This window comes from Georgenia sp. Marseille-Q6866, assembly GCF_965111665.1.
Genome location: NZ_CBCOOR010000005.1, coordinates 192,362 through 218,791, shown reverse-complemented (window position 1 = coordinate 218,791; position 26,430 = coordinate 192,362). Strand labels below are relative to the sequence as shown.

Annotated in this window: 26 protein-coding genes and 3 tRNA genes; 14 read left to right on the top strand and 15 right to left on the bottom strand. The window is 71.3% G+C overall.

Translation table 11 applies throughout. The features are described 5' to 3' along the window. Positions 1-48 precede the first annotated feature (48 nt). The 6 genes from gyrA to ACWPXV_RS06705 all read left to right on the top strand — a co-directional run bounded on the left by gyrA (position 49) and on the right by ACWPXV_RS06705 (position 4,562). The gene (gene gyrA / locus ACWPXV_RS06730) at positions 49-2,538 is read left to right on the top strand and encodes a DNA gyrase subunit A (RefSeq protein ID WP_454084534.1); all 2,490 of its coding nucleotides are present in this window, start codon (positions 49-51) and stop codon (positions 2,536-2,538) included. Between the two features lie 131 nt (positions 2,539-2,669). Beyond that, a complete protein-coding gene (locus tag ACWPXV_RS06725; RefSeq protein WP_454084533.1) occupies positions 2,670-3,287 on the top strand; it encodes a DUF3566 domain-containing protein in 618 nt (205 codons plus the stop codon). A 104-nt stretch (positions 3,288-3,391) separates the two neighbouring features. Next, positions 3,392-3,465: transfer RNA gene (locus ACWPXV_RS06720), tRNA-Ile, on the top strand. A gap of 29 nt (positions 3,466-3,494) precedes the next feature. Continuing rightward, complete coding sequence (locus tag ACWPXV_RS06715) at positions 3,495-3,653, top strand: DLW-39 family protein (protein ID WP_307784934.1); 159 nt, start codon at positions 3,495-3,497, stop codon at positions 3,651-3,653. A gap of 38 nt (positions 3,654-3,691) precedes the next feature. Then, a tRNA-Ala gene (locus tag ACWPXV_RS06710) sits at positions 3,692-3,767 on the top strand. Positions 3,768-3,872: 105 nt separating this feature from the next. Further along, positions 3,873-4,562 (top strand): DUF981 family protein, encoded by a 690-nt coding sequence (locus tag ACWPXV_RS06705; RefSeq protein WP_454084505.1) that lies wholly within the window; start codon positions 3,873-3,875, stop codon positions 4,560-4,562. Positions 4,563-4,625: 63 nt separating this feature from the next. Here the strand turns inward: ACWPXV_RS06705 and ACWPXV_RS06700 are convergent, their stop codons facing one another. Beyond that, positions 4,626-5,360, bottom strand: coding sequence for a hypothetical protein (locus tag ACWPXV_RS06700; RefSeq protein ID WP_454084504.1), 735 nt, complete (start codon positions 5,358-5,360; stop codon positions 4,626-4,628). A gap of 196 nt (positions 5,361-5,556) precedes the next feature. On the opposite strand from ACWPXV_RS06700, the gene ACWPXV_RS06695 reads away from it, so the two are divergent. Then, positions 5,557-6,078, top strand: a complete 522-nt coding sequence (locus ACWPXV_RS06695; protein WP_454084503.1) for a peptidylprolyl isomerase — start codon at positions 5,557-5,559, stop codon at positions 6,076-6,078. A 4-nt stretch (positions 6,079-6,082) separates the two neighbouring features. Beyond that, positions 6,083-6,928, top strand: coding sequence for a rhomboid family intramembrane serine protease (locus ACWPXV_RS06690; RefSeq protein ID WP_454084502.1), 846 nt, complete (start codon positions 6,083-6,085; stop codon positions 6,926-6,928). Between the two features lie 159 nt (positions 6,929-7,087). Here the strand turns inward: ACWPXV_RS06690 and ACWPXV_RS06685 are convergent, their stop codons facing one another. Continuing rightward, the gene (locus tag ACWPXV_RS06685; RefSeq protein WP_454084501.1) at positions 7,088-7,336 is read right to left on the bottom strand and encodes a cell division protein CrgA; all 249 of its coding nucleotides are present in this window, start codon (positions 7,334-7,336) and stop codon (positions 7,088-7,090) included. A gap of 146 nt (positions 7,337-7,482) precedes the next feature. Between ACWPXV_RS06685 and ACWPXV_RS06680 the strand changes: the two genes are divergently transcribed. From ACWPXV_RS06680 to ACWPXV_RS06665, 4 genes are read left to right on the top strand one after another with little or no spacing between them, the layout of a single operon-like run. Next, entirely contained in the window at positions 7,483-8,208 is a 726-nt protein-coding gene (locus ACWPXV_RS06680) for a DUF881 domain-containing protein (RefSeq protein ID WP_454084500.1), read from the top strand. Between the two features lie 43 nt (positions 8,209-8,251). Beyond that, complete coding sequence (locus ACWPXV_RS06675; RefSeq protein WP_454084499.1) at positions 8,252-9,046, top strand: class E sortase; 795 nt, start codon at positions 8,252-8,254, stop codon at positions 9,044-9,046. Further along, on the top strand, positions 9,046-9,210 hold the full coding sequence (locus ACWPXV_RS06670) for a hypothetical protein (RefSeq protein WP_454084498.1): 165 nt from the start codon (positions 9,046-9,048) through the stop codon (positions 9,208-9,210). The genes ACWPXV_RS06675 and ACWPXV_RS06670 overlap by 1 nt, the downstream gene beginning before the upstream one ends. Beyond that, positions 9,207-9,827, top strand: a complete 621-nt coding sequence (locus tag ACWPXV_RS06665) for an aminodeoxychorismate/anthranilate synthase component II (protein ID WP_454084497.1) — start codon at positions 9,207-9,209, stop codon at positions 9,825-9,827. The genes ACWPXV_RS06670 and ACWPXV_RS06665 overlap by 4 nt, the downstream gene beginning before the upstream one ends. A 118-nt stretch (positions 9,828-9,945) precedes the next feature. Here ACWPXV_RS06665 and pknB read toward each other — a convergent pair whose 3' ends face one another. The 7 genes from pknB to ACWPXV_RS06630 form a co-directional block, all read right to left on the bottom strand. Further along, entirely contained in the window at positions 9,946-11,832 is a 1,887-nt protein-coding gene (pknB, locus tag ACWPXV_RS06660) for a Stk1 family PASTA domain-containing Ser/Thr kinase (RefSeq protein WP_454084496.1), read from the bottom strand. Between the two features lie 2 nt (positions 11,833-11,834). Then, on the bottom strand, positions 11,835-12,896 hold the full coding sequence (locus ACWPXV_RS06655) for a serine/threonine-protein kinase (RefSeq protein WP_454084495.1): 1,062 nt from the start codon (positions 12,894-12,896) through the stop codon (positions 11,835-11,837). 2 nt (positions 12,897-12,898) lie between these two features. Beyond that, positions 12,899-14,356 carry a peptidoglycan D,D-transpeptidase FtsI family protein gene (locus ACWPXV_RS06650; protein WP_454084494.1) on the bottom strand — a complete coding sequence of 486 codons (1,458 nt, stop codon included), beginning with the start codon at positions 14,354-14,356 and terminating at the stop codon, positions 12,899-12,901. Beyond that, a complete protein-coding gene (locus ACWPXV_RS06645; protein WP_454084493.1) occupies positions 14,353-15,789 on the bottom strand; it encodes an FtsW/RodA/SpoVE family cell cycle protein in 1,437 nt (478 codons plus the stop codon). Before ACWPXV_RS06645 ends, ACWPXV_RS06650 begins: the two co-directional genes overlap by 4 nt. Next, positions 15,789-17,084, bottom strand: a complete 1,296-nt coding sequence (locus ACWPXV_RS06640; RefSeq protein ID WP_454084492.1) for a PP2C family protein-serine/threonine phosphatase — start codon at positions 17,082-17,084, stop codon at positions 15,789-15,791. Before ACWPXV_RS06640 ends, ACWPXV_RS06645 begins: the two co-directional genes overlap by 1 nt. A gap of 4 nt (positions 17,085-17,088) precedes the next feature. Then, positions 17,089-17,436: an FHA domain-containing protein FhaB/FipA gene (locus ACWPXV_RS06635; RefSeq protein WP_454084491.1), complete on the bottom strand. Its 348-nt coding sequence runs from the start codon at positions 17,434-17,436 to the stop codon at positions 17,089-17,091. A 129-nt stretch (positions 17,437-17,565) separates the two neighbouring features. Next, the gene (locus ACWPXV_RS06630) at positions 17,566-18,279 is read right to left on the bottom strand and encodes an FhaA domain-containing protein (RefSeq protein WP_454084490.1); all 714 of its coding nucleotides are present in this window, start codon (positions 18,277-18,279) and stop codon (positions 17,566-17,568) included. Positions 18,280-18,452: 173 nt separating this feature from the next. On the opposite strand from ACWPXV_RS06630, the gene ACWPXV_RS06625 reads away from it, so the two are divergent. Next, positions 18,453-18,536, top strand: a tRNA-Leu gene (locus tag ACWPXV_RS06625). A 464-nt stretch (positions 18,537-19,000) separates the two neighbouring features. On the opposite strand, the gene ACWPXV_RS06620 is transcribed toward ACWPXV_RS06625, so the two are convergent. The 6 genes from ACWPXV_RS06620 to ACWPXV_RS06595 all read right to left on the bottom strand — a co-directional run bounded on the left by ACWPXV_RS06620 (position 19,001) and on the right by ACWPXV_RS06595 (position 24,683). Beyond that, the gene (locus ACWPXV_RS06620; RefSeq protein ID WP_454084489.1) at positions 19,001-19,588 is read right to left on the bottom strand and encodes a hypothetical protein; all 588 of its coding nucleotides are present in this window, start codon (positions 19,586-19,588) and stop codon (positions 19,001-19,003) included. Next, the gene (locus ACWPXV_RS06615) at positions 19,585-20,739 is read right to left on the bottom strand and encodes a hypothetical protein (RefSeq protein ID WP_454084488.1); all 1,155 of its coding nucleotides are present in this window, start codon (positions 20,737-20,739) and stop codon (positions 19,585-19,587) included. Before ACWPXV_RS06615 ends, ACWPXV_RS06620 begins: the two co-directional genes overlap by 4 nt. A 59-nt stretch (positions 20,740-20,798) precedes the next feature. Then, a complete protein-coding gene (locus tag ACWPXV_RS06610) occupies positions 20,799-21,470 on the bottom strand; it encodes an ABC transporter ATP-binding protein (RefSeq protein WP_454084487.1) in 672 nt (223 codons plus the stop codon). A gap of 68 nt (positions 21,471-21,538) precedes the next feature. Further along, positions 21,539-22,144 (bottom strand): hypothetical protein, encoded by a 606-nt coding sequence (locus tag ACWPXV_RS06605; protein WP_454084486.1) that lies wholly within the window; start codon positions 22,142-22,144, stop codon positions 21,539-21,541. 840 nt (positions 22,145-22,984) lie between these two features. Continuing rightward, positions 22,985-23,419, bottom strand: a complete 435-nt coding sequence (locus ACWPXV_RS06600) for a hypothetical protein (RefSeq protein WP_454084485.1) — start codon at positions 23,417-23,419, stop codon at positions 22,985-22,987. 130 nt (positions 23,420-23,549) lie between these two features. Continuing rightward, complete coding sequence (locus tag ACWPXV_RS06595; protein ID WP_454084484.1) at positions 23,550-24,683, bottom strand: calcium/sodium antiporter; 1,134 nt, start codon at positions 24,681-24,683, stop codon at positions 23,550-23,552. A gap of 446 nt (positions 24,684-25,129) precedes the next feature. On the opposite strand from ACWPXV_RS06595, the gene ACWPXV_RS06590 reads away from it, so the two are divergent. Further along, positions 25,130-26,407 carry a hypothetical protein gene (locus tag ACWPXV_RS06590; protein ID WP_454084483.1) on the top strand — a complete coding sequence of 426 codons (1,278 nt, stop codon included), beginning with the start codon at positions 25,130-25,132 and terminating at the stop codon, positions 26,405-26,407. The last annotated feature ends 23 nt before the right edge of the window (positions 26,408-26,430 follow it).

The following is a 26,430-nucleotide window of genomic DNA, read 5'->3' as shown; positions in this document are numbered from 1 at the left end:
ACCCAGCCCCCCATCGACCACGTCGAGCAGGTCGACCTCAAGCTCGAGATGCAGCGCTCGTACCTCGACTACGCGATGAGCGTCATCGTCGGGCGAGCACTGCCGGACGTCCGCGACGGACTCAAGCCGGTCCACCGCCGCGTGCTGTACGCGATGTACGACGGCGGGTACCGCCCCGACGCGTCGTTCAACAAGTGCTCGCGCGTCGTCGGCGAGGTCATGGGGCAGTACCACCCGCACGGTGACACCTCGATCTACGACGCCCTCGTGCGTCTGGTGCAGCCGTGGTCGATGCGCTACCCGCTCATCGCCGGGCAGGGCAACTTCGGCTCCGCGGGCAACCTCGGCGCCGCGGCCCCGCGGTACACCGAGTGCAAGATGGCGCCGCTGGCCATGGAGATGGTCCGCGACATCGACCAGGCCACCGTCGACTTCCACGACAACTACGACGGCAAGAACCAGGAGCCGGACGTCCTGCCGGCCCGGTTCCCCAACCTCCTCGTCAACGGGTCCGAGGGCATCGCCGTTGGCATGGCCACCCGCATCCCGCCGCACAACCTGCGCGAGGTCGCGTCGGGTGTCCAGTGGTTCCTCGACAACCCCGAGGCGAGCAAGGAGGAGCTCCTCGAGGCGCTCATGGAGCGCATCAAGGGCCCCGACTTCCCCACCGGCGCGACGATCCTCGGCCGCCGCGGGATCGAGGACGCCTACCGCACCGGCCGCGGCTCCATCACCCAGCGCGCCGTCGTCAACGTCGAGGAGATCCAGGGCCGGCAGTGCCTCGTGGTCACCGAGCTGCCCTACCAGGTCAACCCGGACAACCTCGTCACGAAGATCGCCTCGCTCGTCCACGACGGGCGCCTCCAGGGCATCGCCGACATGCGCGACGAGTCCTCCGGCCGCGCCGGCCAGCGCCTCGTCATCGTGCTCAAGCGTGACGCCGTCGCCAAGGTCGTCCTCAACAACCTGTACAAGCACACCCAGCTGCAGGACAACTTCCCGGCGAACATGCTCGCCCTCGTCGACGGCGTGCCCCGCACCCTCAGCCTGGACGCCTTCATCCGCCACTGGGTGACCCACCAGATCGACGTCGTCGTCCGCCGTACCCGCTTCCTGCTCAACCGGGCCGAGGAGCGCATCCACATCCTGCGCGGCCAGCTCAAGGCCCTCGACATGCTCGACGCGGTCATCGCGCTCATCCGCGCCTCGGAGAGCGGGGACGCCGCCCGCGCGGGGCTCATGGACCTTCTGGAGATCGACGAGGTCCAGGCCGACGCGATCCTCGCGATGCAGCTGCGCCGCCTCGCGGCCCTCGAGCGCCAGAAGATCGTCGACGAGCACAACAAGATCGAGGCGGAGATCCGGGAGTACAAGGACATCCTCGCCTCCCCGCAGCGGCAGCGGACCATCGTCGCCGAGGAGCTCGGCTCCATCGTCGCGAAGTACGGCGACGAGCGACGCACGACCGTCGTGCCCTACGAGGGCGACATGTCGATGGAGGACCTCATCCCCGAGGAGGACGTGGTCGTCACGATCACGCGGGGCGGCTACGCCAAGCGGACGCGGACGGACAACTACCGCTCCCAGCGCCGCGGCGGCAAGGGCGTGCGCGGCGCGCAGCTGCGCGAGGACGACATCGTCGAGCACTTCTTCGTCACCACCACCCACCAGTGGCTGCTCTTCTTCACGAACATGGGCCGCGTCTACCGCGCCAAGGGCTACGAGCTGCCCGAGGGCGGCCGCGACTCCAAGGGCCAGCACGTGGCCAACCTCCTCGCCTTCCAGCCCGACGAGCGCATCGCGCAGGTCGTGGCGCTGCGCAGCTACGAGGACGCCGACTACCTCGTCCTCGCCACGCGCTCGGGCCTGGTGAAGAAGACCCGCCTGCAGGAGTACGACACCAACCGCACCGGCGGCATCATCGCGATCAACCTCCGCGAGGACGGCGACGGCGAGCGGGACCGGCTCGTCTCGGCCCAGCTCGTCAACAGCGAGGACGACCTGCTCCTCGTGTCGCGCAAGGGCCAGTCGATCCGCTTCACCGCGACCGACGAGGCGCTGCGCCCGATGGGCCGCTCGACCTCCGGTGTCACCGGCATGAAGTTCCGCGCGGACGACGAGCTGCTCGCCATGGACGTCGTGCGTCCCTGGTACGAGAACGCGGCGCTCTTCGTCGTCACCGAGGGCGGGTACGCGAAGCGCACCGCCGTCGAGGAGTACCGGGTCCAGGGCCGCGGCGGGCTGGGGATCAAGGTCGCCAACCTCGTCGAGGCGCGCGGTGACCTCGTCAGCGCGCTGCTCATCAGCCCGGAGGACGAGGTGCTCGTCATCATGGAGCGCGGCAAGATCGTCCGGTCCGCGGTGGCCGAGGTCAGCCTCACGGGCCGCAACACCCAGGGCGTCATCTTCGCCAAGCCCGACAAGGGCGACCGGATCATCGCCGTCGCCCGCAACGCCGAGCGCGACGCCGATGGCGTAGCGTCGACCCCTGACGAGACCGAGGAGCCCGCCGAGGGCGACGATGGAGGAGACGCATGAGCAGCACCACGCCCGGCCAGGGCGGCGCGGGGGACGTGACCCCGCCCGACGGTGAGTCACCCCGCCCGTCCCAGCAGGACCGTGCTGCGATGCGGACCAGTCTCGCCGAGCGCTTCGCCGCGGCGCGCGGTGTGGAGGAGCACCCCGTCGTGCCCCGTCCCGACGACTCCGCACCGGTGAGCTCCACGGCCACCAGCCAGGTCCGCCCGGGATCCTCCGGCGTCGCCGGCGGCACGGCCACGGCCCCCCGCTACGGCGCCTCGGCCACGAGCACCTCCGCTCCGGCCACGGCCCCCCAGCAGGCCGCGCAGCCCGCGCAGCAGACCCAGCGCGACACCCAGGCGTCCGCCGCGGCCGGTGAGGCGCGTCCGGCGTCCCGGCCCGCCTCCGGCCCGCGCCGCGTGCGCCTGTCGGTCGCGCGGGTGGACCCGTGGTCGGTGATGAAGCTGTCCTTCCTCCTGTCGATCGCCGTCGGGATCGGCATCGTCGTCGCGGCGGCCGCGATGTGGTTCGTCCTCGACTCGATGCACGTCTTCGCCGATGTCGAGGAGCTGCTCGTCACGCTCGACTCGGAGAACTTCCTCCGGCTCATGGACTACGTCCAGTTCGACCGGGTCATCTCGATGGCCGCGATCATCGCCGTCGTCGACGTCCTGCTCCTCACGGCACTGTCGACGCTCGGCGCGTTCCTCTACAACATCGTCGCGGCCCTCGTCGGCGGTGTGCACCTGACGCTGACCGACGACTGAACTGTGGCGAACGCGACGTTCCACCGGGCCCCTACGGGTTTGGGAACGGTCCGCGGGCTGGGGTAGTCTGCTGCGGCACCCCCCGGCCACAGCCGCAGTGCACCGGGCCTATAGCTCAGACGGTTAGAGCGCTTCCCTGATAAGGAAGAGGTCGCTGGTTCGAGTCCAGCTAGGCCCACCCGATCATCACCCGAGGAGGAGACCCGCATGAAGAAGATCCTCGGACTGGCCGCGCTGGCGGGCGCCGGCTACGCCGTCTGGACCAAGGTCAAGGCCGACCGCGAGGAGCGCGAGCTCTGGGCAGAGGTCACCGACAGCTTCGGCGGGAACACCTTCCCCGAGACGGGCACCAGCACCACCGCCTGAGCGCGGGTAGCATTCCCCTGCCGGCCACGCCGGCGCCGGGGGCCATGGCGCAATTGGTAGCGCACCTGCTTTGCAAGCAGGGGGTTGCGGGTTCGAGTCCCGCTGGCTCCACCACGCGACGACGCGTCTCGGACGGTGGCGACCGGGCCTCTCCGACTTTAGTATGGTTGACCCTTCAACGTTACGGTGCTGTGCGCCGTCAGAGAAGGGAAGTTGTCCGTGGTTGTCTACAACGAGCTCATCGCCATCACGGCGGGGGCCGGTCTCCTGGGCTTCGCGAAGTTCCTCCAGCTCCTCATCCGCTCCGAGCGGGTGAACAGCGAGGCGTGGGCGGCATTCTTCGGCGTCACCGGAGTCCTCCTCTTCGCCCTGGGCTTCCACACGACGGTGACGTGGCCCTACGGCGGGGACGGCTTCGAGTACGCCAACATCGCCTTCGGCCAGCCGGCGGCCGGCTTCGGTGCGCTCCTCCTCGTCGCCGCCGTCTACCTGTGGCGTCAGCGCACCCTCTTCGAGGGGGACGTCGAGACGGCGAACGCCCGGGCGCTGGACGCGCTCAAGCCGACGAGCATCTTCGTCGGCGTCCTCGGGCTGGGCATGGCCGTCATCGCGATCTCCTTCGTCCGCTACCAGCTGGGTGCTGCGCCGCCGGAGGAGCCCATCACCGGTCGCTTCGGCCACCTGCCCCTCCTCGAGGCGCTGTTCCTCGGCGGTCTGTGGGGCGTCGTCGCCGTCGGCGCGATCCTCTTCGCGATCGCGTTCTGGACCGGCCGCACGCGCCTGCTGCGCGGGGTGGTGTGGGCGTTCGTCATCGGCGGCATCGCCTTCGCCCTCTTCGGCGCGATGAACTTCTACACGCACATCGGCATGTACTACAACATCGCCCACGGCACGATGATCAAGTGGTAGTTCGCTAGCCACGACGTGCAAGACGCCCGGGACCAGCAGGTCCCGGGCGTCTGTGCGTGTGTCTCAGGCGTTGCGGGTCTTGTCCACGTCCGTCTCGCCGCGACCGGCGTCGACCGGGGTGGTCTCGGTGGTGACCGCGCCGGCCGAGGTCTCCGTCTCGGCCACCACGTCGGCGGCGTCGACCGCGGGCTCACCCTCCTCCAGGGTGTTGGGCACGGAGGTGACCTGGCCGCCGCTCGAGGCGTCGTCGTTCGGGGTCGTCACGGTGGTGTCCTCCCAGTACTCCTCGGCCCACGGGTCGTCCACGGGCTGCGTGCGGCGCCACAGCAGGTAGCCGGTACCTGCGGCGGCGGTGCCGACGAGGATCCACCCGACCTTCTTGCCGGAGCTCTTCTTCTTGGGCTTGGTGGTCATCGCCTTCTGGGCGGCCTTGCCGGCCTTGGTGGCCTTCTCCGCGACGGTACCCTTGCCACCAGCGGCCTCGGCGGCGTCGTGCATCGCCTTCTGCACGCGGGGCAGGTAGTCGTCCACGATCCTGTCGCGGGTGCCGTCGACGACGGGACGCGCCTTCTCGGCAGCGGCCTCGATCTTCGGGGCGGCGACCTTGACGCCGTCACGCAGCGCCTTGTCGATCTTCGGGGCGGCGACGTCGGTGGCCCAGACCTTGCCCTGCCCGGCGAGGGAGGCAGCGAGCTCGCCCGCCTTGCCGGCCTGCTCGCCGAGGACGTGCCCGAGCTCGACGGCCTGCTGGCGGACCTTGTCCGTGTCGACCTCGCGGATCTTCTGCTTGCGCGACATGTGCTCTCCCTCGTGACTGACAGCTACGTGTGGCTCATCGTCCCACCGCGGGCAGACGAGCGCACCATTCCCGGGGCCGATTTCTCGCCGTGCGGCGCGTCAGCGACCCCGTCCTGCCCCCAGCCTCCCACGTCTCCGCCCCGAGGGCACGAGCCGCACCTGCGCGCACCGCGGGGGCCGTGAAAGGATCGGAGGCATGGAAGCAACTGTGCACACGAACCTCGGGGACATCGTCATCGAGCTGTTCCCCAACCACGCCCCCAAGACCGTCGACAACTTCGTCTCCCTCGCCAAGGGCGAGCGGACCTGGACCCACCCCGGGACGGGCGAGGAGACGAACGAGCCGCTGTACAACGGCGTCGTCTTCCACCGCGTGATCCCCAACTTCATGATCCAGGGCGGCGACCCGCTGGGCACCGGCACCGGCGGCCCGGGCTACACCTTCGACGACGAGATCCACCCGGAGCTCGACTTCACCCAGCCCTACATCCTCGCCATGGCGAACGCCGGCAAGATCGGCGGGCGCGGCACCAACGGCTCCCAGTTCTTCATCACGACGGCGCCGACCACCTGGCTGCAGGGCAAGCACACCATCTTCGGGCGGGTGGCCGACGGCGCGAGCCGCGCGGTCGTCGACACGATCGGCACGACCCCCACCGGGCGCGGCGACCGTCCCGTCGAGGACGTCGTCATCTCCTCGATCACCATCACCGACTGATCGAATGACCGCGAGTCCGTACGGGCAGGCCGGCACCGACGCGGCGCCGGCCTGCCCGCGGCACCCTGACCGGGTCTCCTACGTCAGGTGCCAGCGCTGCAACCGTCCCGTCTGCCCGGAGTGCCAGCGGCCCGCGCCGGTGGGGGTGCAGTGCGTGGACTGCGTCGCCCGCGCCCAGGCCGCGCTGCCCGCCCGGCGCACCGTCTTCGGTGGGCGCGTCCGCGAGGGGCGCCCGGTCGTGACGATCACGATCATCGCGCTGTGTGTCCTCGCCTACGTCGTCCTGCGGGCGGCGGACGCGCGGGCCTCGCTCGTCTTCGTCCCCTTCGCCGGCGAGAGCGAGCCCTACCGGTTCCTCTCCGCGGCGTTCCTCCACGGCGGCTTCCTCCACCTGGCCGTCAACATGTACGCCCTGTGGATCGTCGGCTCCGTGCTCGAGCCGGCCCTGGGGCGCTGGCGCTTCGCCGCGCTCTACCTCGTCAGTGCGGTGGCCGGCTCGGTCGGGGTGCTGCTCTTCGCCTCCCCGTACGAGATCGAGTGGATCACCCCGGTGGTCGGCGCCTCGGGCGCGGTCTTCGGGCTCTTCGGGGCCGTGGGGCTGGCGATGCGGCGTCTGGGACGGGACACGACGCAGATCCTCGTGCTCATCGTCATCAACACCGTCATCGGCTTCACGATCCCCAACATCGCCTGGCAGGCGCACCTCGGCGGCCTCGTCGTCGGAGCGGCGCTCGCCGCGGCGTACGTCTACGCGCCGCGCAAGCGGCAGACGGCCACGAGCGTCGTGGCGACGGTCCTCGTCGCCGCCGTCGTCGTCGCCCTCGCCGCGGCGAAGTACGCGATCACCTGAGTTACACGCCTGTAGTTCTCCACAGGGTTGTGCACACCTGTGGACTTACACCCGTGTAGTTCTCCACAGGGCGCTCCACAGCTGTGGGCAACTTTCCGGCCCCGGAAAATGCGGAACGCCGGCTCCCCGAGGGGAACCGGCGCACCGTGGCGGGTGGCGTCAGCGCCAGCGCAGGGTCATGAGGAACCCGGCGAGCAGGACGACGAAGCCGATCCCGAGGTTGAGGTTCCCGATCCCCGGGATCGGGCCGGCGGCCTGCACGATGTAGGTGACCACCACCCACAGCATCCCCACGACCATGAGGACGACGGCGGTCGGCACCCACCAGCGGGGGCTCTCCTTGACCTCGGCGGGCGCGGTCGGGGGCGTGTACGTCGCCTTCTTCTTGCGGCGCTTGGACTCCGGCACTGTCAGCTCTCCTTCGGGTGTTCCGCCCGGCTGGCGGTACCTCGGCTCTGTACGTGGCGTCGCTGCCCTTCCGAGGCGGCGGCACCTCCCTTAGCGTAGTGGTCGGGAACGTCTGTGGGGGCCAACGCGTTGAGGGGGAGGTGAGGATGTCCGAGCCAGGGTCCGCCGACCGCCGACGCGGGTCCGTCGCCGTCGGTGTCGTCGCCGCCCTCGCCGGCGTCCTCTTCGCGACCAGCGCCACCCTCTTCGAGGACGACGCCGACCGCTCCCCGACGAACCTCGTCGACCTCGCCCGCGTCGAGACGGCGCGGCTGGAGGACAACGAGGCCGAGGTCTCCGCCCTGCGCGAGCAGCGTGACGCGCTCGTCGCCGCCCAGCAGCCGCTGGCCGAGCCGGACACCGGGAGCAGCGAGCTCACCGCCCTCGCCGCCGGACGCACGCCCGTGACGGGACCGGGCGTCGTCGTCGAGCTGTGGGACGCACCCGCGCCGCCCGACCTCACTGCAAGCGGCCTGCACCCGGACGACCTTGTCGTCCACCAGCAGGACCTCGAGGCGGTCATCAACGCCCTGTGGACCGGGGGTGCGGAGGCGATGATGATCCAGGACCAGCGCATCACGTCGACGTCGTCGGTGCGCTGCGTCGGCAACGTCCTGCTCCTCCACGGCCGGCACTACTCCCCTCCCTACCGGATCTCCGCCATCGGCGACCCCGAGGCGCTGCGGGACGCAGTGGAGACCTCGCCGGACGTCGCGGTCTACCTCCAGTACGTCGACGCCGTCGGGCTGGGCTGGTCCTTCGCGGAGGACGAGGAGATCGAGATGCCCGCCTACACGGGCTCCCTGCGTCTGGACCACGCCCAGGCTGGGTGAACTACGCTCGACCCGGACACTTCGACCGACAAAGGACCCCGTGATGGCCACGCTCGACCAGCTCGAGGAGCTGCCCTGGCAGCAGGACGGCAACGAGCCGCCGCGCCGCACCCGGCCCCGACGCCAGAAGCGGGGGTTCTTCTCCACGCTCGTGGGCGTGGTCGGCGAGCTCATGATCACCGCGGGCGTGCTCCTCGGCCTGTTCGTCGTGTGGCAGCTGTGGTGGACCGACGTCGAGGCCCACAGCTACCAGGCGGGGGTCCTGGAGGAGTGGGAGAAGCGGGACGACGTCGTCAAGGCGCCCGTCGAGGAGGGCGAGCGGCGCACCGACCCGCCGCCGATCCCCGACGCCGTCGCCGAGGGCGAGCTGCTCGGCACGATGTACATCCCGCGCCTCGGTGACGACTACCGCGTCACCATCGCCCACGGCGTGGGCCTGGGGGACGTGCTCAACCAGGGCTACATCGGGCACTACCCCGACACGCAGCTGCCCGGCGAGACCGGCAACTTCGCGACCGCGGCGCACCGCCAGTCCTACGGTGCGCCGTACCGGGAGATCGAGCAGATCGTCGTCGGGGACTCCGTCATCGTCGAGACCAACGACGCCTACCTCGTCTACGAGGTGACCGAGACCGAGATCGTCCACCCCTCGCAGGTGGAGGTCATCGCGCCCGTGCCGAACGAGCCGGGCGTCGCCCCGACCGAGCGGATGATCACGCTGACCACCTGCCACCCGCTGTTCTCGGCGGCCGAGCGGTGGATCACCTACGGCGAGTTCCAGTACTGGATCGACAAGAGCGACGGCAAGCCGGCCGAGCTCCTCGAGGAGGGACGCTGATGTACGGCACACTGTGGCGGGTCCTGCCGGGGCCCGTGTGGTTCCGGGTCATCCTCGCGCTGCTCCTCGCGGCAGCGGTCGTCTACGCCTGCTTCACCTGGCTCTTCCCGGAGATCGCTCCCTACATGCCCTTCAACGAGACGACGATCGAGGACGGCGCATGACCCGGCTCCTCGTCGTCGACAACTACGACAGCTTCGTGTGGACGATCGTCGGCTACCTCGAGCAGCTCGGGGCCGGCACCGTCGTCCAGCGCAACGACGCCGTGACCGCCGACCCGCGTGACTTCGACGGCGTCCTCGTCTCTCCCGGGCCGGGCACGCCCAAGGAGGCCGGCGCCAGCCTGGAGGTCATCGAGCGCTGCGCCGAGCACCGCGTGCCGATGCTCGGGGTGTGCCTGGGTCACCAGGCCCTCGGGGAGCTCTTCGGCGGGACGGTCACCCACGCCGCCGAGCTCATGCACGGCAAGACCTCCCCGGTGGAGCACGACGGCTCGGGCGTCTTCGCCGGCCTGCCCACGCCGTTCACGGCCACCCGCTACCACTCCCTCGCCGTCGACGCCGCGACCGTGCCCGAGGAGCTCGCCGTCACCGCGACGACGGCCGGTGGCGTCGTCATGGGCCTGGAGCACCGGGAGCTGCCGCTCCACGGCGTGCAGTTCCACCCCGAGTCGGTGCTCACCGAGCACGGCCACCGGCTGCTGGCCAACTGGCTGGCCGTCACCGGCGACGCCGAGGCCCCGGCCCGCAGCGAGGGCATGGCCCCGCTCGTCCGCGCCTGACGCGACACCCGGCCCCCCACGACCCCCCTTCGCCGAGTACGCACAAACGGTCACGCTGAGCCCCCAGACGGAGGCCGTGCGTGACCGTTTGTGCGTACTCGCGGACGTGGGGTGGCGGTCAGGGCCCGTTGCCGCGCCCGCGGCCGAAGTCGCTGTTGCCGGGACCGTCTGCGGACGTCTCCTCGTCGCTCGGCTCGTCCTCCGGCGGCTCCTCGTCGCCGGGCGGCGGCTCCTCGGTGGTGGGCTCCGGCGTCGTCGGCTCGGGCTCGGGCTCGGGCGGCTCGACGGCGACGACGAGCTCGATGGTGCTCAGGCGCGGCACCGGCCCGGTGCGGTTCTGGTCCAGGACGGTCCCGGGGTCGAAGTCGCCGGAGGGCTGCTCGGTCTGGGTGACGGAGAGGTTGAGCTCGCGCAGGGTCTCGGTGGCGGACTCGACCGTCTCCCCGGTGAGGTCGGGGACCTCGACGTTGCCGGTGGCGATGTGGAGGACGACCTCGGCGTCCGGCTCGATCGCGACGCCGGCCTCGGGCTCGGTCCGCGCGACACGGTCCTTCTCATAGTCCGGGCTGTCGATCGGGGCGTAGGTGATGCGGACCCGGATCCCGAGCTCCTGCTCGGAGAGCTGGTCCTGCGCCTGGCGCTGGCTCAGGCCGGTGACGTCGGGCATCTCCACGGCCTCGGGACCGGCGGAGAAGCGGACGGTGACCGTCTCGCCCTCCTCGGCCGTCTCGCCGACCTCGGGGTCGGAGCTGACGAAGAGCCCCGGCTCGATCTCGGCGGAGAACTCGGGGTCCCCGATGGCGAAGGTCAGGCCCTCCGCCTCCACGGCCTCGCGGGCCTCCGTCTGGTCCATCCCCTCGAGCGGGGGCACGGTAACCGTCGTCGGCGCGGGCAGCTCCTCCTCCCGGTCGTTGGTGAGGAGGAGGTAGGTGACGCCCGCAGCGGCGAGGAGACCGACGAGCACGAGCAGCCATACCCACCACGGGGAGCGCTTGTTCTCCTCCTCGTCCTCCTCGGGCGCGACGGCGGTGCGCGCGCGGGTGGCCGGCATCGCCTGGGTGGCCGGGCTGGCTCCCATGACGGTCGTGGGCTGGCTCGCGGCGGCCGCGGCCGCGGCCCACGAGCTCGTGGCCGGGGCACTCACGGCGCCGCCTCGCAGGGCGGCTTCGAGGTCGCTGCGCATCGCGGCGGCGTCGGGGTAGCGGTCCTCGCGGTCCTTGGCCAGCGCCTTGAGCACGATGCGGTCCAGCGCCTCGGGGATGTCGGAGGCGACCGCGCTCGGCGGCTTCGGGATCTCGCGGACGTGCTGGTAGGCCACGGCGACGGCGGAGTCGCCGCTGAACGGCGGCTGGCCGGTGAGCAGCTCGTAGAGCAGGCAGCCGGTGGAGTAGATGTCCGAGCGGGCGTCCACGACCTCCCCGCGTGCCTGCTCCGGGGACAGGTACTGCGCCGTGCCGACGACGGCGTGGGTCTGGGTCATCGTGGCGGCGGAGTCGGCCATCGCGCGGGCGATGCCGAAGTCCATGACCTTGACCTGGCCCGTGGGCGTGAGCATGACGTTCCCGGGCTTGATGTCCCGGTGGACGATGCCCTCGCGGTGCGAGTACGCCAGCGCGGACAGCACCCCGATGACGATCTCGCTCGCCTCGTCGATCGGCACGGCGGAGCCGTCGGTGAGCAGTGAACGGACGGTGTGGCCCTCGACGTACTCCATGACGATGTACGGCACGTGGGCGCGCTCGCCCGCGGAGGTGACGACGTCGTCCTCTCCTGTGTCGTAGACGGAGACGATCGCCGGGTGGTTGAGGGACCCGGCCGACTGCGCCTCGCGGCGGAAGCGCGCCTGGAAGGTGGGGTCCCGGGCGAGGTCGGAGCGGAGCACCTTGATGGCGACCGTGCGCGAGAGCCGGTTGTCGTAGCCGAGGTACACCTCGGCCATGCCGCCACGACCGATGAGCTCGCGGATCTCGTAACGTCCGGCGAGCACCTTGGGTACTTCGTCCACCACTAGTGGTTCCTCACTGTCAGTCGATCGGTTCGAGTCTCCGGGCTGCTGCCCGCCGGCTGGTCCCCGCCCAGGGCAAGGGTACCGAGGGTGAGCGCGAGCACCGCGGCGAGGGCCAGGCCGGCGCCCACGACGGTGAGCCAGAGCCGGTCGGCGGTCAGCTCCGCCCACGTGGGGCGGCGCCAGCGGCGTGGCTGGGTCGGGGGTGCGGCGGCCCCCGTGACGTCGGTGGTGGGCGAGGAGACGGCGTCGGCGTTGAGCTCCCTCATCCGGCGGGCGACGGCCGCCGCGGAGGCCGGGCGCTCGGCCGGGTCCTTGGCGAGCATGGCGGTGACGAGCTCACGGACGGGCGGGGGCACGTCGTCGGGCAGCGGCGGCAGGGGGGTCGTCACGTGCGCCATCGCGATGTCGACCTGGTTGTTGCCCGTGAAGGGCCGCCGGCCGGCGAGGGCCTCGTAGGCGATGACGCCCAGGGCGTAGACGTCGCCGGCCGGCCGGGCCGGACGGCCCATGGCGAGCTCGGGCGGCAGGTACTGGGCGGTGCCCATGACCATGCCGGCGGCCGTGAGCGCGGGCTGCCCGGCGCCGAGGGAGATGCCGAAGTCGGTGAGCTTGGCGGTGCCGTCGGCCATGACGAGGATGTTGGACGGCTTGACGTCGCGGTGGACCACCCCGGCCTGGTGGGCGGCGTGCAGCCCCTCGGCGCACTGGGCGAGGACCGGCAGCAGCCACTGCGGGGACAGGGTGCGCTCCCGCTCGATCACCTCCGACAGCGGCTCGCCGGGCACGTACTCCATGACGAGGAAGCCGCCGCCGTCCTGCTCGCCGTAGTCGAGGAGCACGGCGACGTTGGGGTGGACGACGCCGCTCGCGTTGCGGGCCTCGGCACGCAGGCGGGCGAGGGAGGCGGCGTCCCCGAGGAGGTCCTCGCGCAGCACCTTGGCGGCGACGGTGCGGCCGAGGAGGAGGTCCCGGGCGCGCCACACCTCGCCCATGCCGCCGACGGCGATGCGCTCGGTGAGCTCGTAGCGCTCACGGAGCAGGTGGCCGGGGCGGATGGCCATGGTCAGTCCGACAGCAGCGCGGCGAGAACCTCGCGCGCGATCGGCGCGGCGGTCGTGCCGCCGGAGGCGATGTCCCCCTCGATGCCGCCGTTCTCGACGACGACGGCGACCGCGACCTGCGGGTCGTCGGCCGGTGCGAAGGACGTGAACCACGCGTGCGGGGGCGCGTCGGTGCCGCTCTGCGCCGTGCCGGTCTTGCCGGCGACGGCGATGCCCGGCAGCTGCGCGGCGCTGCCCGTGCCGTTGGCGACGACGCTCGTCATGAGCTCGGTGAGCACCTCGGCCGTCTCGGCGGAGACGGACTGGCGCAGCACGGTGGGCTCGGTGGTGGCGACGACCTCGAGGTCGGCGTTGCGCTCGGTCGCCACGAGGTAGGGCTGCAGCTGCTCCCCGCCGTTGGCGATCGCCTGGGAGACCATCGCCATCTGGAGCGGGGTCACCCGGACGCTGTACTGGCCGATCGCGGACATCGCGGTCTGCGCGCCGTCCATCTCGGTGGGGAAGGTGGACGGGGTGACGCGTAGCGGGATCCGCAGCTCCTGGCCGAACCCGAAGGCCTCGGCCTGCTCGGCGAGCCGCTCCGGGCCCAGGTCCATCCCCAGCTGGGCGAAGGTCGTGTTGCAGGACTGCTCCATCGTGTACCGCAGCGGCGCGGTGTCCTCGGAGGTGCAGGAGATCCCGCCGGGGTTGTTGACCACCTGGGTCGACAGCGGCAGCTGGAGCTGGGCGGGGGACGGGACCGGGCTGTCCGCCTCCAGGTCCTGGTCCTCGATGGCTGCCGCGGCGGTGATGACCTTGAAGGAGGAGCCCGGCGCGTAGAGGTCGCCGGCGATGGCGCGGTTGACGAGCGGGTCGGCCTCGTTGGCCAGCAGCGCGTCGTAGGCGGCCTGGGCGGCGGCGCCGTCGTGGGTGGCGAGCTCGTTGGGGTCGAAGCTCGGCTTGGAGACCGAGGCGAGGATCGCGCCGGTGCGCGTGTCGAGGGCGACGACGGCGCCGCGCTGGTCCCCCAGGGCGTCCCAGGCGGCCTGCTGGGCGGCGGGGTCGAGAGTGAGCTCGACGGAGCCGCCCTGCGGCTGGCGGCCGGTGACGAGGTCCTGGATGCGCTGGACGACGAGGGAGTCGGCGGTGCCGCCGAGGACGTCGTTGGCGGCCTGCTCCATGCCGGTCATCGAGCTGAGGCCGGCCGCGAAGTAGCCCGTCGTGTGGGCGTACAGGAGCGGCTCGGCGTACCCGCGCTGGTAGCCGTAGGCCGAGTCGACGGGCGTCGAGGAGGCGATGGCCTCCCCGGCGACGATGATCGGGCCGCGGTCCTGACCGAACTCGCGGTAGATCGTGCGGACGTTGCGGCCGTCGGCGTTGAGGGACGGTGCCTGGACGAACTGGACGGACGTCGCCGCCACCATGAGCGCGAGGAACATGAGGGCGACGATGGTCATGAGCCGCCGAACGGGGGTGTTCACGAGAGCCTCACCACCTCGGTGGGGTTCGCGTCGTCCCCGGTGGGGCGGAAGCTCACCTCGGCGACGTCGCCGCTCGTGTCGAGCGGGCCGATCGGCAGGTCACCGCTCATCGCGACCGGGCGCCGCGCGGCGTCGGAGATGCGCAGCAGGAGGGCGACGATCACCCAGTTGACGACGAGCGAGGACCCGCCCTGGGCGAGGAAGGGCATCGTCAGACCCGTGAGCGGGATGAGGCGGGTGACACCCCCGACGACGACGAAGCACTGGAAGGCGACGACGAAGGACAGGCCCGAGGCGAGGAGCGTCCCGAAGCCGTCGCGCACCCCGATGGCAGCGCGCATGCCGCGCTGGGCGAGGACGAGGTACATGAGGAGGATCGCGAGCAGCCCGGTCAGCCCCAGCTCCTCGCCGAGCGAGGCGATGATGAAGTCGGACTGGGCGTAGGGCACGATGTCCGGCCGGCCCTGGCCCCAGCCGGTGCCCATGAGGCCGCCCGACGCCATGCCGAACAGGCCCTGGACCACCTGGTAGGAGCCGCCGAACTCGCGGGCGTAGATGTCGGGGTCCAGCGCGTTGAGCCACACGTCGAAGCGGTCGCTCACGTGGCCGAGGGTGGTCGCGGCCAGCGCGGCGGCACCGCCGAAGAGGAGCAGGCCGATGAGGACCCAGCTCACCCGCTCCGTGGCGACGTAGAGCATGGCGACGAAGAGCGCGAAGAACAGCAGCGCGGTGCCGAGGTCGCGCTGGAAGACGAGGACGACCAGCGCCACGGCCCAGGCGAGGAGGATCGGGCCGAGGTCGCGCACCCGGGGCAGCTGCAGGCCCAGCACCCGGCGCCCGGCCAGCGCGAGAGTGTCGCGGTTGGTGACGAGGTAGCCCGCGAAGAAGACGGCGAGGAGCACCTTGGCGAGCTCGGCGGGCTGGAAGGACATCGAGCCGATGGAGATCCAGATGCGCGCGCCGTTGATCGTGCGGCCGAGCCCCGGCAGGAGGGGCAGGAGCAGCATGACGAGGCCGAGGATCATCGACAGGTACGTGTAGCGCCGCAGCAGCCGGTGGTCGCGCAGCGCGATGACGACGGCGACGGCGGCCGCGATCCCGAGCATCGTCCACAGCACCTGGCGAGAGGCGAAGGCGCTGCCCTCGGCGATGTCGATGCGGTGGATCATCGCCAGCCCGAGCCCGTTGAGGGCGACGGCGACCGGCAGGATGACGGGGTCGGCGTAGGGGGCGCGCCACCGCAGGACGACGTGGGTCACCAGGGCCAGGACGACGAGCACCCCCGCCTGGGTGACGATGTCCGCGGGCGGGGCGCCCTCCGTCGCCAGGCCGACCTGGAGGTAGGCGTACAGGCCGATGGCCAGGCCGAGCAGGAGGAGGACGAGCTCGACGCCGCGTCCCCGGCGGCCGGGCTGCTGGCTGACGATCGCCATCAGCCGGCCTCCGCCGTCGGGGCGGGGGTGGGCGACGGCGTGGGCGACGGACTGGGCGAGGGCGTGACGGTCGGCTCGGGCTCGGTGGCCCGGACCTCGTCACGCAGCTCCGTGACGCGGTCCTCGGCCTGGTCCAGGGACGAGACGGTGATCGTCGCCTCGAGGCGGTCACGGGCGTAGCCGGGCAGCTCGTCGAGCCGCAGGTCGGTGCGCGAGTGGACGGTGGACAGGGACAGCGGCCCCAGCTCCTGGGGGATGCCGCGGTAGATCGCCACGACCTCACCCTCGGGGGCGAGGAAGTACTGGGTCTGGGTCCACCGGTAGCCCAGCCACCCGCCGGCGCCGACGAGCACCAGGACGAGGAGCGTGAGGAGAGTACGCCCGATCCAGCGCCGCCCGCGGGGCGCCTCGGGCTCGTCGTCGTCGTCCGGGGACGGGGCGGCGGGGGAGGGGGCGGCGGCCCGGCCGGCGGCCCCCGAGGTGCCGCGGGTGCCGCGCAGGCGGTCCGTGGCCGCGGCGCCGACCACCTGCGGGCCCGAGGCGGGGACGAGGCCGGCGGGCAGGGCGTCGGAGTCGAGGAAGTCGGCGACGACGCAGGTGACGTTGTCGGGCCCGCCCCCGCGCAGCGCGAGGTCGATGAGCTCCTCGGCGCAGCGGCCCGGGTCGGGCACGCGGAGGAGGGTGTCGGCGATGGTCTCGGCGCTGACGACGCCGGACAGGCCGTCGGAGCACAGCAGCCACCGGTCACCGACGCGCACCTCGCGGACCGACTCGTCGAGGATGACGTCCCCGTCGGTGTCGCCGAGCACGCGCAGAAGCACCGAGCGCTGCGGGTGCCGCTCGGCCTGCTCGGGGCTCAGCCGCCCGGTCTCGACGAGGTGCTGGACGAAGGTGTGGTCGGTGGTGACCTGCGTGAGCTCGCCGTCCCGCAGGAGGTAGGCACGGGAGTCGCCGATGTGGACCATGGCGATCTTGTTGCCGGAGCGCAGCAGCGCGATGCACGTGGTGCCCAGGCCGGCGAGCTCGGGGTCGGCGTCGGCGCGCTCCTCGAGGTCCGCGTGGGCGGCGGCGACGGCGTCGCGCAGGCTGGGGAGGAGCTCGTCGGCGGGCGGGTGGTCGTCGTCGAGGTGGACGAGGTGGGCCAGGGCGACGGAGGAGGCGATGTCGCCGCCGGCCGGGCCGCCCATGCCGTCGGCGAGGACGAGCAGGTAGGGGCCGGCGTAGCCGGAGTCCTGGTTGCTCGAGCGCACGAGCCCGACGTCGGAGCGGGCGGCGTAGTTGGGAGTCAGGGGCATGGGCTCAGCGCTGCAGCTCGATGACGGTCTGCCCGACGCGCACGGGGGTCCCGGCGGTCAGCTGCACGGGCTGGGTCAGGCGCTGGTCACCGACGAAGGTGCCGTTGGTCGAGCCGAGGTCCTCCACCCACCAGGCGCCGTCCTGGGGGTAGAAGCGGGCATGGCGCCCCGAGGAGTAGTCGTCGTCGAGGACGAGGGTGGAGCTGGCGGCGCGGCCGACGACGACGGCGGAGGGACCGAGCGGCATCGTCGTGCCGGTGAGCGGACCCTGGGTGACGACGAGACGGGTGGGGGTGGAGCGCGGGGGCCGCTTGGGGCGGCGGCGTGGGGCGGCGGCCGCGCTGGGCGTCACCCCGGGAGCGGCGGGTGATCTTCGTGCCGAAGATGTCGCGGCGCAGCACGGCCAGGGCGCCGAGGACGAAGACCCACAGCAGCACGAGGTAGCTCAGGCGCAGGAGGGTCACGGCCAGCTCGGTCATGGTCAGCCGCCTGCCAGGTCGTCGTCGGCGGCACCGTTCCAGAACATGATCCGGGTGCGGCCGATCGTGATGGTGTTGCCGTCCAGCAGGGTGGCGGCCTGGATCCGGTGCCCCTCGACGAAGGTGCCGTTGGTCGAGCCGAGGTCCGTGGCGACCGTGCCGGCCGGCGTGACGCGGAGCTCGAGGTGACGGCGCGAGACGCCGGTGTCGTCGACGACGACGTCCGCCTCGGTGCCGCGGCCCAGCACGGTGACCGGGCCGGTGAGGAGGTAGCGCTGGCCGTCGATGTCGATGATGGGGTGGCGCGTGGAGGCCGCCGTCGACGTCGCGGGCGCGGTGGAGCCGCGGCGGGTGGCGGAGGTGACGCTGAGGCGGCCGGTGCTCACGGACTCGTCGGTCTCGAAGTGCACCCGGACCGGGCCGACGAAGGCGTAGTGCTGGGAGTCGGCGTGCGCGGTGGCCGCGGACACCATCTCCTCGGCGAGGGCGTCGGCCCCCCACGCGTCCACGCGCTCGCGGTCGGAGGGGCTCAGGAGCACGGTGAACTCGTTGGGCACGACGGTGCGGTCACGCGACACGGCGGCAGCGCGGTCGTCCATGTCCCGGCGGATCGCACTTGCGATCTCCACCGGCTTGACCTCGCTGCGGAACGCCTTGGCGAACACGTTGTTCACCGCGTTCTCGACCTTCTTCTCGAAGCGATCGAGCGTTCCCATCGGTACACCTCCTCCCACGACCCCTCATGATCGTAACGATTGTGCATCGCGGCTGACGCATCCACGGCGCGATGCGGGGGAGCGGGGTGCCCCGCTGTGAGACGCCTCTCCCTGAGGGTGACGGCGTCGTCGGCCGCCCGGGCTGCGTGCTAATCTCGTCCACGCTGTACAACGCGCGAGTGGCGGAATAGGCAGACGCGCACGGTTCAGGTCCGTGTGCCCGAAAGGGCGTGGGGGTTCAACTCCCCCCTCGCGCACAGCAGAAGACCCGCAGGATTCCAACGAAAAGTTGGGGCCCTGCGGGTCTTTTTTCGTCTCCATGTGACGTCCCATGTGACTAGCTGTCTCGGTGGAGACCTCAGGGCGGCTGCCGGTCCATGGGTGAGTCTTTGTGCCTCTGACCTGCGTCTCCGGATCCACTAGCTTTCCTTCTCCGGTCGTTCCTGCCGGAGTGAACGCTTGGGGAGATCGCGGGCAACACGTCATGGTCGCTCCAGACGAGGACCTCACCGCCCAGGAGGTTGCTGATCTGCTGGGCATGAGCGCTGGGGAGCTGGACGCGCACGTCCGCCGTCGCCAGGCACCTGCCCCCACCGGCAGAGTCCTCGGCCGGCCAGTGTGGTCCCGAGCCGTCATCGACGAGTGGTACCCGCTGGACATATAGGACGCGCCCACCTCGGGTGGTGCGTTCCCCGCATCTGTAGTGAGTTCTGGTCGCTGCCTAACTCGAGTGCGTTGTGACGCTCCGGCCGGTACCGACCCAGAGTCCCACGGTGAGCAGGAGCGCCGCTGGCAGCAGTGAGGCCGAGGTCAGTGTCGGTAGCCCGGGCCATGACATGAGGTGGTCACCGTCCGGGTTGCCGAACGTCAGCATGGCGATCCCCCAGGCGACGGGGACGATCGCGGCGACGACGACACCGAGGTGACGCCTGAACAGGAGACCGGCGCCGGTCATGCCGGCGAGGTTCCGAGTGAACAGGCCCAGGTCTCCGGAGGAGGTCAGGAACGTGACAGCCTCGGCCAGAAGTCCGGCGAGAGCGATGAACGCGAGGATCTGCAGTATCTCGAGCATGGCCGGGGGCCGCGTCGCTGCACGTTGCGCACGTGGGGTCGACGTCGCCAGGGACGCGAGCACGGCACTGGCCCCGATCGCCGGTAGCGCGACGCGGATCGGGAACCCTTCGTAGAACTGCCCGGTGAGGTTGAGCTGGGGCAGTCGGGTCGTGCCGATGAGGCCGGAGAGCACCGCACAGATGATGACGATGAGCGTCGGCACCACCACCCGGTGGACGCGCAGCCAATGGATCATTCCGGTGGCGCCAGGCTCGGGTCGCAGGTCTCCAAGGCAGCGGTCAGGTGACGGATGCGTTCGTTGGTGTCATCCCCCTCGACCAGATAGTCCTCCGCCCACAGTGCGCCGGTGTCGTAGTGCGCGGGAACTCCCAGCTGACCCATCCACCACGAGAGCAGCAGGTAGTAGGCGTTCGCGAGGCGCGAGGGGATCTGGCCGTCGGCGTCCGCACAGTGATCGAAGTTCGGCGGCAGCGCGTGGGAGACCGCGACAGCGAGCTCGACCGGCTCAGCAGACGTCGTGAAGAGAGGCGCTCCGGCCGCTGTGAGGTCCTCGGAGTATGCCCCCGGTATGTCGAGATCGCGTTCGTCTGCGACATCCGCAGCCAGGTCGAGCACGGTCGCAAGGCCGGGCAGAGCCTCCTTGTGTTCCGGCCAGACGCACACCTCGGCGGTCCGAGCCTGCGCGCACGAGAGGTCACCATCGCGCGGGCTCGCTGGACTCCAGGCGAGCTCATCCACCTGCGCCGCGGCCACCTGCGCGCCCAGTGCGACGAGCGCGATGCCCGCAACCGCCCCGACGAGACGGGGGACCTTCCGCAGGGTCATCACCACACCCGCGAGGATGAGGGTGCCCCAGAAGAGGACCTGCGCCGTGAGGACTCGAGGGGAGATCGTCTGGTCGGGACTGCAGCAGTCGCCGACAAGGAAGAGGTGACGCAACCACAAGGGGTGCATCGCTGGCGGAACCGCCATCACGCCGTAGCCCAGGGCAAGCACCAAGGGTGCTGCGATGACAGCAGGGATGAACCGGCCGAGCACCTGGCCCGTGAAGCTGGCGGCCAGCAGGCACACGGCCGCGACGCCCAGCAACGGCAGGTGGGGCAGTACCCAGATCTGCTCGGTGAGCATGACGATCACCGCGGTGGCCGCCACCCCGAGCATCCCCACCAGGGCCTGAGCAGCCGCGACGCTGAGCGCGCCGCGTATCGGATGCCGAAGCCCTGCCTGGACGCTGCCCCTCATGCCGCGCTGCGTCGCGCCGGCGAACACTCCGGCGGCCGCGACCATCGGCACGATGAACACCAGCGGCGTCATCGAGCTGACCGTCACCGACACGCCGCGCAGGTCGACCGGATAGACCCCCACGATGACGACGAAGACCACCACGGCGACCGCCACAAACACTGCGAGGACTGGCAGGCGAGCGAGGCGGGCGACTCCGGGACTCACAGGTCGAGGTCCGGCACGAGAGTGAGGTACGCCTGCTCCGCGCGCCGCGGGCCAGCCGGGGCGCGCTCGAGGAACTCTGCCACCGTCCCGGTGAACACGAGCTGACCGCGCGACATCACCGCGACGGTGTCGAACAGGTCGTCGATGTCATCGACCTGGTGGGTAGAGACGAGGATGTCGACGCCTTCGAGGCCGAGCAGTACCTGGCGGAACCGCTCCCGCTGGGCGGGGTCAAGACCGACTGATGGCTCGTCCAGTGCGAGCAGGGACGGTGAGTGCACCAGCGCCTGGGCGAGCAACAGTCTGCGACGCTGCCCGCCGGACAGGGTCCGCGCCTTGCGGCCCGCCTGCTCTGCCAGCCCCACCAGAGCCACCGCGTGCGGAGCGGCACTGCGTGCTGTTGCGCGGGACATGCCCTTGAGCCACCCGAAGTAGGCGACGTTCTCCGCGACAGTGAGGTGCGGAGCTGACTCACCGTCCTGTGGCATCCACCCCACCGCGCGGCGGTATGACCGCCTGGTCGAGTCTGCGCCGGGCAGCGACAGAGACCCCCGTTGAGGGGTGATCGCGCCGGCCACGATTCCCAGCAGGGTGCTCTTGCCCGCACCGTTCGGCCCGAGCAACGCCGTTCGCCCCTTGGGCAGGGACCAGGAGAAGTCCTCGAGCACGAGCTGACCCAGCCGGTAGCGGTGGCTGATCCTCCCGCAGACGAGAGCGGACTGACGGGTGGCTGCGACTACCACTTCACCGTCACGGCGCTAGCGAAAAGACGGTTCGACGTGTGGTTGATGCCGCGGTAACGGAGGAAGTAGTCGCCCTTAGTGGTCATGCGCCCCCAGTCCTTGGAGGTCAGCTTGCCCCGGCAGTTGCCCATCTGCTTCTCGCCGTAGGTCGCGTCGGGTCGAAGGCTGACATTGCGGCGCAGTTCGAAGCGCGGGTCAGCAGTGCTGCCTCCGTACGAGGAGTCGATGCAGTGCGATAGCGCGAGGAACGTCTTCTGGGCGTCTGTGTTCTTGTCGTTCCAACGCCGAGTCTCGGTATTGACCTTGATGTCGAACAAATCGGAGTCGAACTTGTCCTCAGCGACGGCGGCTGACGTGAGTCCGAATCCCAGCATCAGGCCAGCCGTCAAAGTCGCGGGAGCACGACGAAAGCGCATAACTACCCCCACATAGTTTCCGATGACGGCATCTTTGCCGCGCAATTCCGGACAATACTGTCCGCACGTGTCGCTGTCAACGACTTCACGATCCCCCGAGACCGCGTGCGACGACGCCCTGCAGGCCATCATCGTTGGTGTCCCCGAGCGTGCCGGGAACTGGGAGGCCACCGTCACGGTCACGGACTCAACCGGCCCGTCCCTCGACGCTCCCGTGAACCTGAACGTGGCGCCCCCGAACCCGCTCCCGCCGGGCTGGCATCAGTCCCGAGCGCGCGGCTTTGGCGCGCGAGCCGGCCTTAGTGCTTCTCATAGTGATTCCTGGTGTTTCCGGACGCAACGCAGCGCGCCTTTGTGTGCAATGGGATGCACCTCTCGCGCCACCAGTTGCACCTATGGCGGGCGCAACTAGTTGCATCTCTTCAATACGGTGATGCCGGGACCTGGGGTGAAATGAGGGCGCCGCCAAGAGCCGCACCGGTGGGTGAGAACACTCCGTTCGGTCTGCCGGCCGGCATGGCATACGGGGGTGTGGCGTCGGGGCTAGTGGCCGGGCTGTGCCAGTGGTGCCCCGCTGGCCGATGAAGTGGTTGCATGATCGTCGCCTCCCACCGTGCTGCGCTTGCTGAAATCGATCGTACAAGTGTTCCCATACGCGGCTTTTGGTGGCCCTTGGCGGCGCGGGGGTCGAGGTCCGTTCCTTCGTCCCGGACCTCAGCGGCGGGTGCGGCCGTGCCGGGCGTGAGGACGCACCTTTCCGGACGGTGCCGCAGAGACGACCTCGAGGACGACGTTGGCGATCACCCGCTCGCCGGCGTCACATCTTCGAGGCAGTCGTGTAGAAGGGAGACGGGGAATCGGCTCACCGGGGCGAGCACCGGCTGGCTGGGTGGGCGCGTCGTCGCCGTCCTGAGCGGTCGTCGTGGGTCGGCCTACCGCCGGTGGTGGGTCCGCTTCCGACGAACTTCACTGTCCTGCGGGTGGCGTTGTTCAGCGGACATCCCGGCGTCGTCAGCTTGGGCGTCACGGACAGACCGGGCGGAGCGGAGTGATGTGCTGAATGGGGGACACGTTGCTGAGGCGGTGGGAGGCAGCAAGAACTCCGTCTCCGTCGTAACCGCCTGTGGTCCGGTTTCTATGCCGGTCCCTTGCCAGTCGTGGGCTTCTCGCTGGCTCCCTGGCTAGCACCCCTGTGGGGGGCGCCCCGTCGAAGGTGGCAAGGCTGATGGACACGAGGAGCGCCACGACCGCTGCCCCCGTCATCGCCGCGGTCGGCCACCAGCGCCCGAGCATCACGGCCGCAGCCACGAGCGCGGCGGTCGCCAGCACTCTGACCAGTCGTCGAGCCAGTACGTCACCACCCCCGGCACCGGCTGTCAGCAGGGCGAGCTGCGTGGCGACGAGGGAGACCACCACCCCGCCGAGCATGCCCAGCACCAGCACCACGACCCGCCTCATCCCGTCACCCTAGGGACGGGGGACACCACCCCGCAGGCGAACCTCGAGCTACGCGACGACTAGCTGCCCTGCCGGTCACGTTGCGCGGCTGACTGTCGGGCAGGGACTCGTGCCTGCCTCCCCGCCCTCGTCACTCCGACGGTGCCGCGCGCCGGACCTCCTCGTCTTCTCCTGCGGTGCGGCGCCCGCGGTGCAGCCCGACCTCGTAGCTCGTGAGCACCACGAGAGTGAGCACGGTGATCGGGATGACGAAGAGGAGCATGACGCCGCTGAACTGCGGCAGGGCGTCATGACCGGCGGCGTCGAGCAGGAGGTAGGTGACGTAGGCGACGTAGTAGGCGACGAACAGCGCCGCCTCCCAGCGCGCCACGCAGAAGCCGGTGAAGGCCACGGGCAGCAGGGCCAGGGCGACGGCGATCATCACCGGCAGGTCGAAGCGCACCGCTCCCGCTGCCACCGGGACGCCGTCGGGCGAGACGACTGCCGCGATGCCCATGACGGCGCCGATGTTGAAGATGTTGCTCCCCACCACGTTGCCCACGGCCATCTCCACGTTCCCGCGGAGCGCGGCGATGACCGATGTCGCCAGCTCGGGCAGGGAGGTCCCCACGGCGACGACCGTCAGGCCGATGACGAGCTCACTGAGGCCGAGAGTGGTGGCGACGTCCGTGGCACCGCGGACGAGCCACCGTGCCCCGACGACGAGCATCGCGACACCGCCGACGACGAGGAGAGCGTTGAGCCACGGGCTTCCCGGACGGGCCGGCGCGTCGTCGTCCTCGTCGCGACCGCTGCCACGGGTGGCGACGACGCGCCATGTGACATAGCCGACGAGGAGCGCCAGCAGCAGGAGGCCGTCGAGCCTGCTCACCGAGCCCCCGAGGCTGAGGAGGAGGAGCAGCACCGACATCCCGACCATCACCGGCACGTCCTGCCGGATCACCGGGCGGCGGACGGCGATCGGCAGAATGAGCCCGGCCGCCCCGAGGACGAGCAGGACGTTGGTGATGTTGCTGCCCACGACGTTCCCGACGGCCAGCCCGGGACTGCCGGAGAGGGTCGCGTCCACCGTGACGGCGAGCTCGGGCGCCGACGTGGCGAAGGAGACGACCGTCAGTCCGACGATCAGCGGGGACATCCCGATCGAGCGTGCCAGCGCGCCCGCACCGCGTACGAGCAGCTCGCCACCGACGACCAGGACGGCGAATCCTCCGAGCAGAAGTAGAGCGGTCACGCGAGCCAGCCTGCCCCAAGGCGACGGCATCGACACCCGGGACGGTGTCGCGCCGCGTCGGCCGGGCGCGACGACGTGTGCCGAGGCCTCAACTCGGGGGCCCGGCGACCGATGGACTGGGCACGGGAGCGGACCAGCCGCTCCCTCATGGAGCCGCTGAGGGAGACGGTCGATGAGGCGGACGCGTCTGTACCTGAGGCCGATCGCCGCCGACCCCGACCTCGAGCCGCTTGGTGCACTCCGGGAGGTCGCCCCGGACGGCGATGCCCCCGCCGTGCGTGATGCCACCACCGGCAGGGTCCTCCCGGTACCTGCGCCGCCACCCCCAGGCGCAGGTCCGGGGCGACGGGACGCGGGTGGACGTGCCCCCCGCCCGGCCCAGCTGCTGGCCGCGACTTCTTGAAAGCGCCCCGGACCTGCCGATAGGTCCGGTGGGCGCGTGCGCGCCCCTTGCCTGACGTCCCTGGGAGCACGCCGTGATCAGCGCCAGCGCGTGGTCGAGCCGATGGGCTGCCGGTACGGCCGCCCTCCTGCTCACCGGTGGCAGTGCCCTGCCCGGCGCCGACCTCGGGCCGCACGAGCCCGGCCCGGCTCCCGACGTCGAGGCGCCGGTCGAGCAGGCGCCCGCGCCTGTGGAGGAGCCGACGGCGGAGCCCGACGCGAGCGGCCCGGGCCACGGTGAGCCGACGGACCCTCCGGACACCCCACCTGCTGACGAGCCGCCCGCCAGCGAGGTGCCGGTCGACGACACCCCCGCCGACGATGCGCCGACCGACGACGCCCCCACGGACGAGGCTCCCGCCGACGACACCCACGTGGACGACGCACCCGCGGCGGACACCCCGGCCGAGGAGCCGGAGCAGGCCGGTCCCGTGCTCGTCGTCGTGCCCGAGCCCGTCCGCGGTGACGTCGACGGGGCTCCCGGCTACACGCTGCCGCTCGGGGATGGCGGCTTCACCTGGCTCGTCGACGGCGTCCGCGTCGACGAGCTCGGCGCTGCCGCACGTCTCGTCGAGTCTCCCGACGGCGGCTGGTACGAGCTCAGCGCCGTCGCCCTCGGCAGGGACGTCGAACGCATCGTGCTCGCCGTCGTCGCCGCACCCGGGCACGCCCTCCTCGCGGCCGACGGCACGACGTCGCTGGTGCGGTCGGTCCTCGACCCGCGCACCTCGGCCGAGCTCGCCCTCCCCAGCGCGCTCGACGGCGCGGGCCGCGAGGACGCCGTCGTCGTCCCCGACGCCCCCGGCCAGGTGGTGCAGGACGCCGCCGGCGAGGCCCTCGACCCCGGCACCCACCCGGTCACCGCCGAGTACGTCGACGGCGCCGCCACCGTCACGCTGACCGTCACCGCCGCCGACGGGCACCGTCTCGTGGTCGACGGCGCACCGGTGGAGGCTCTCCCGGGTGCGGGAGGGGCCGTCGAGGTGCTTCTCGTCCTCACCGACGTGCCGCCGACGGCGGTCGAACCGGCACCTGCCCCCGAGGCGGCGCCGTCGCCCGCGCTGCCCGAGAGGGCCCCCGAGGAGCCGCAGGAGGAGGCGGCGGAGCAGCTCGAGCTCCCCGCTCCGGTGCTCACGGTTGCCGCGGTGGTTCCCGAGCCGGCGGTCGCCGCCGCCGTCGTGACGGACGTGGCGGAGGCCGAGGTGCTCGAGGAGCTGCCCGAGTCCGGGCCTGAGGGGCTGGGTCTCATGGTGATGCTCGGCGGGCTCCTGCTCGGCGGCTCGTGGCTCGTGCTCGGGATGCGCGGGGACTGACCCGGCGCGGCCCCGTAGCCGCC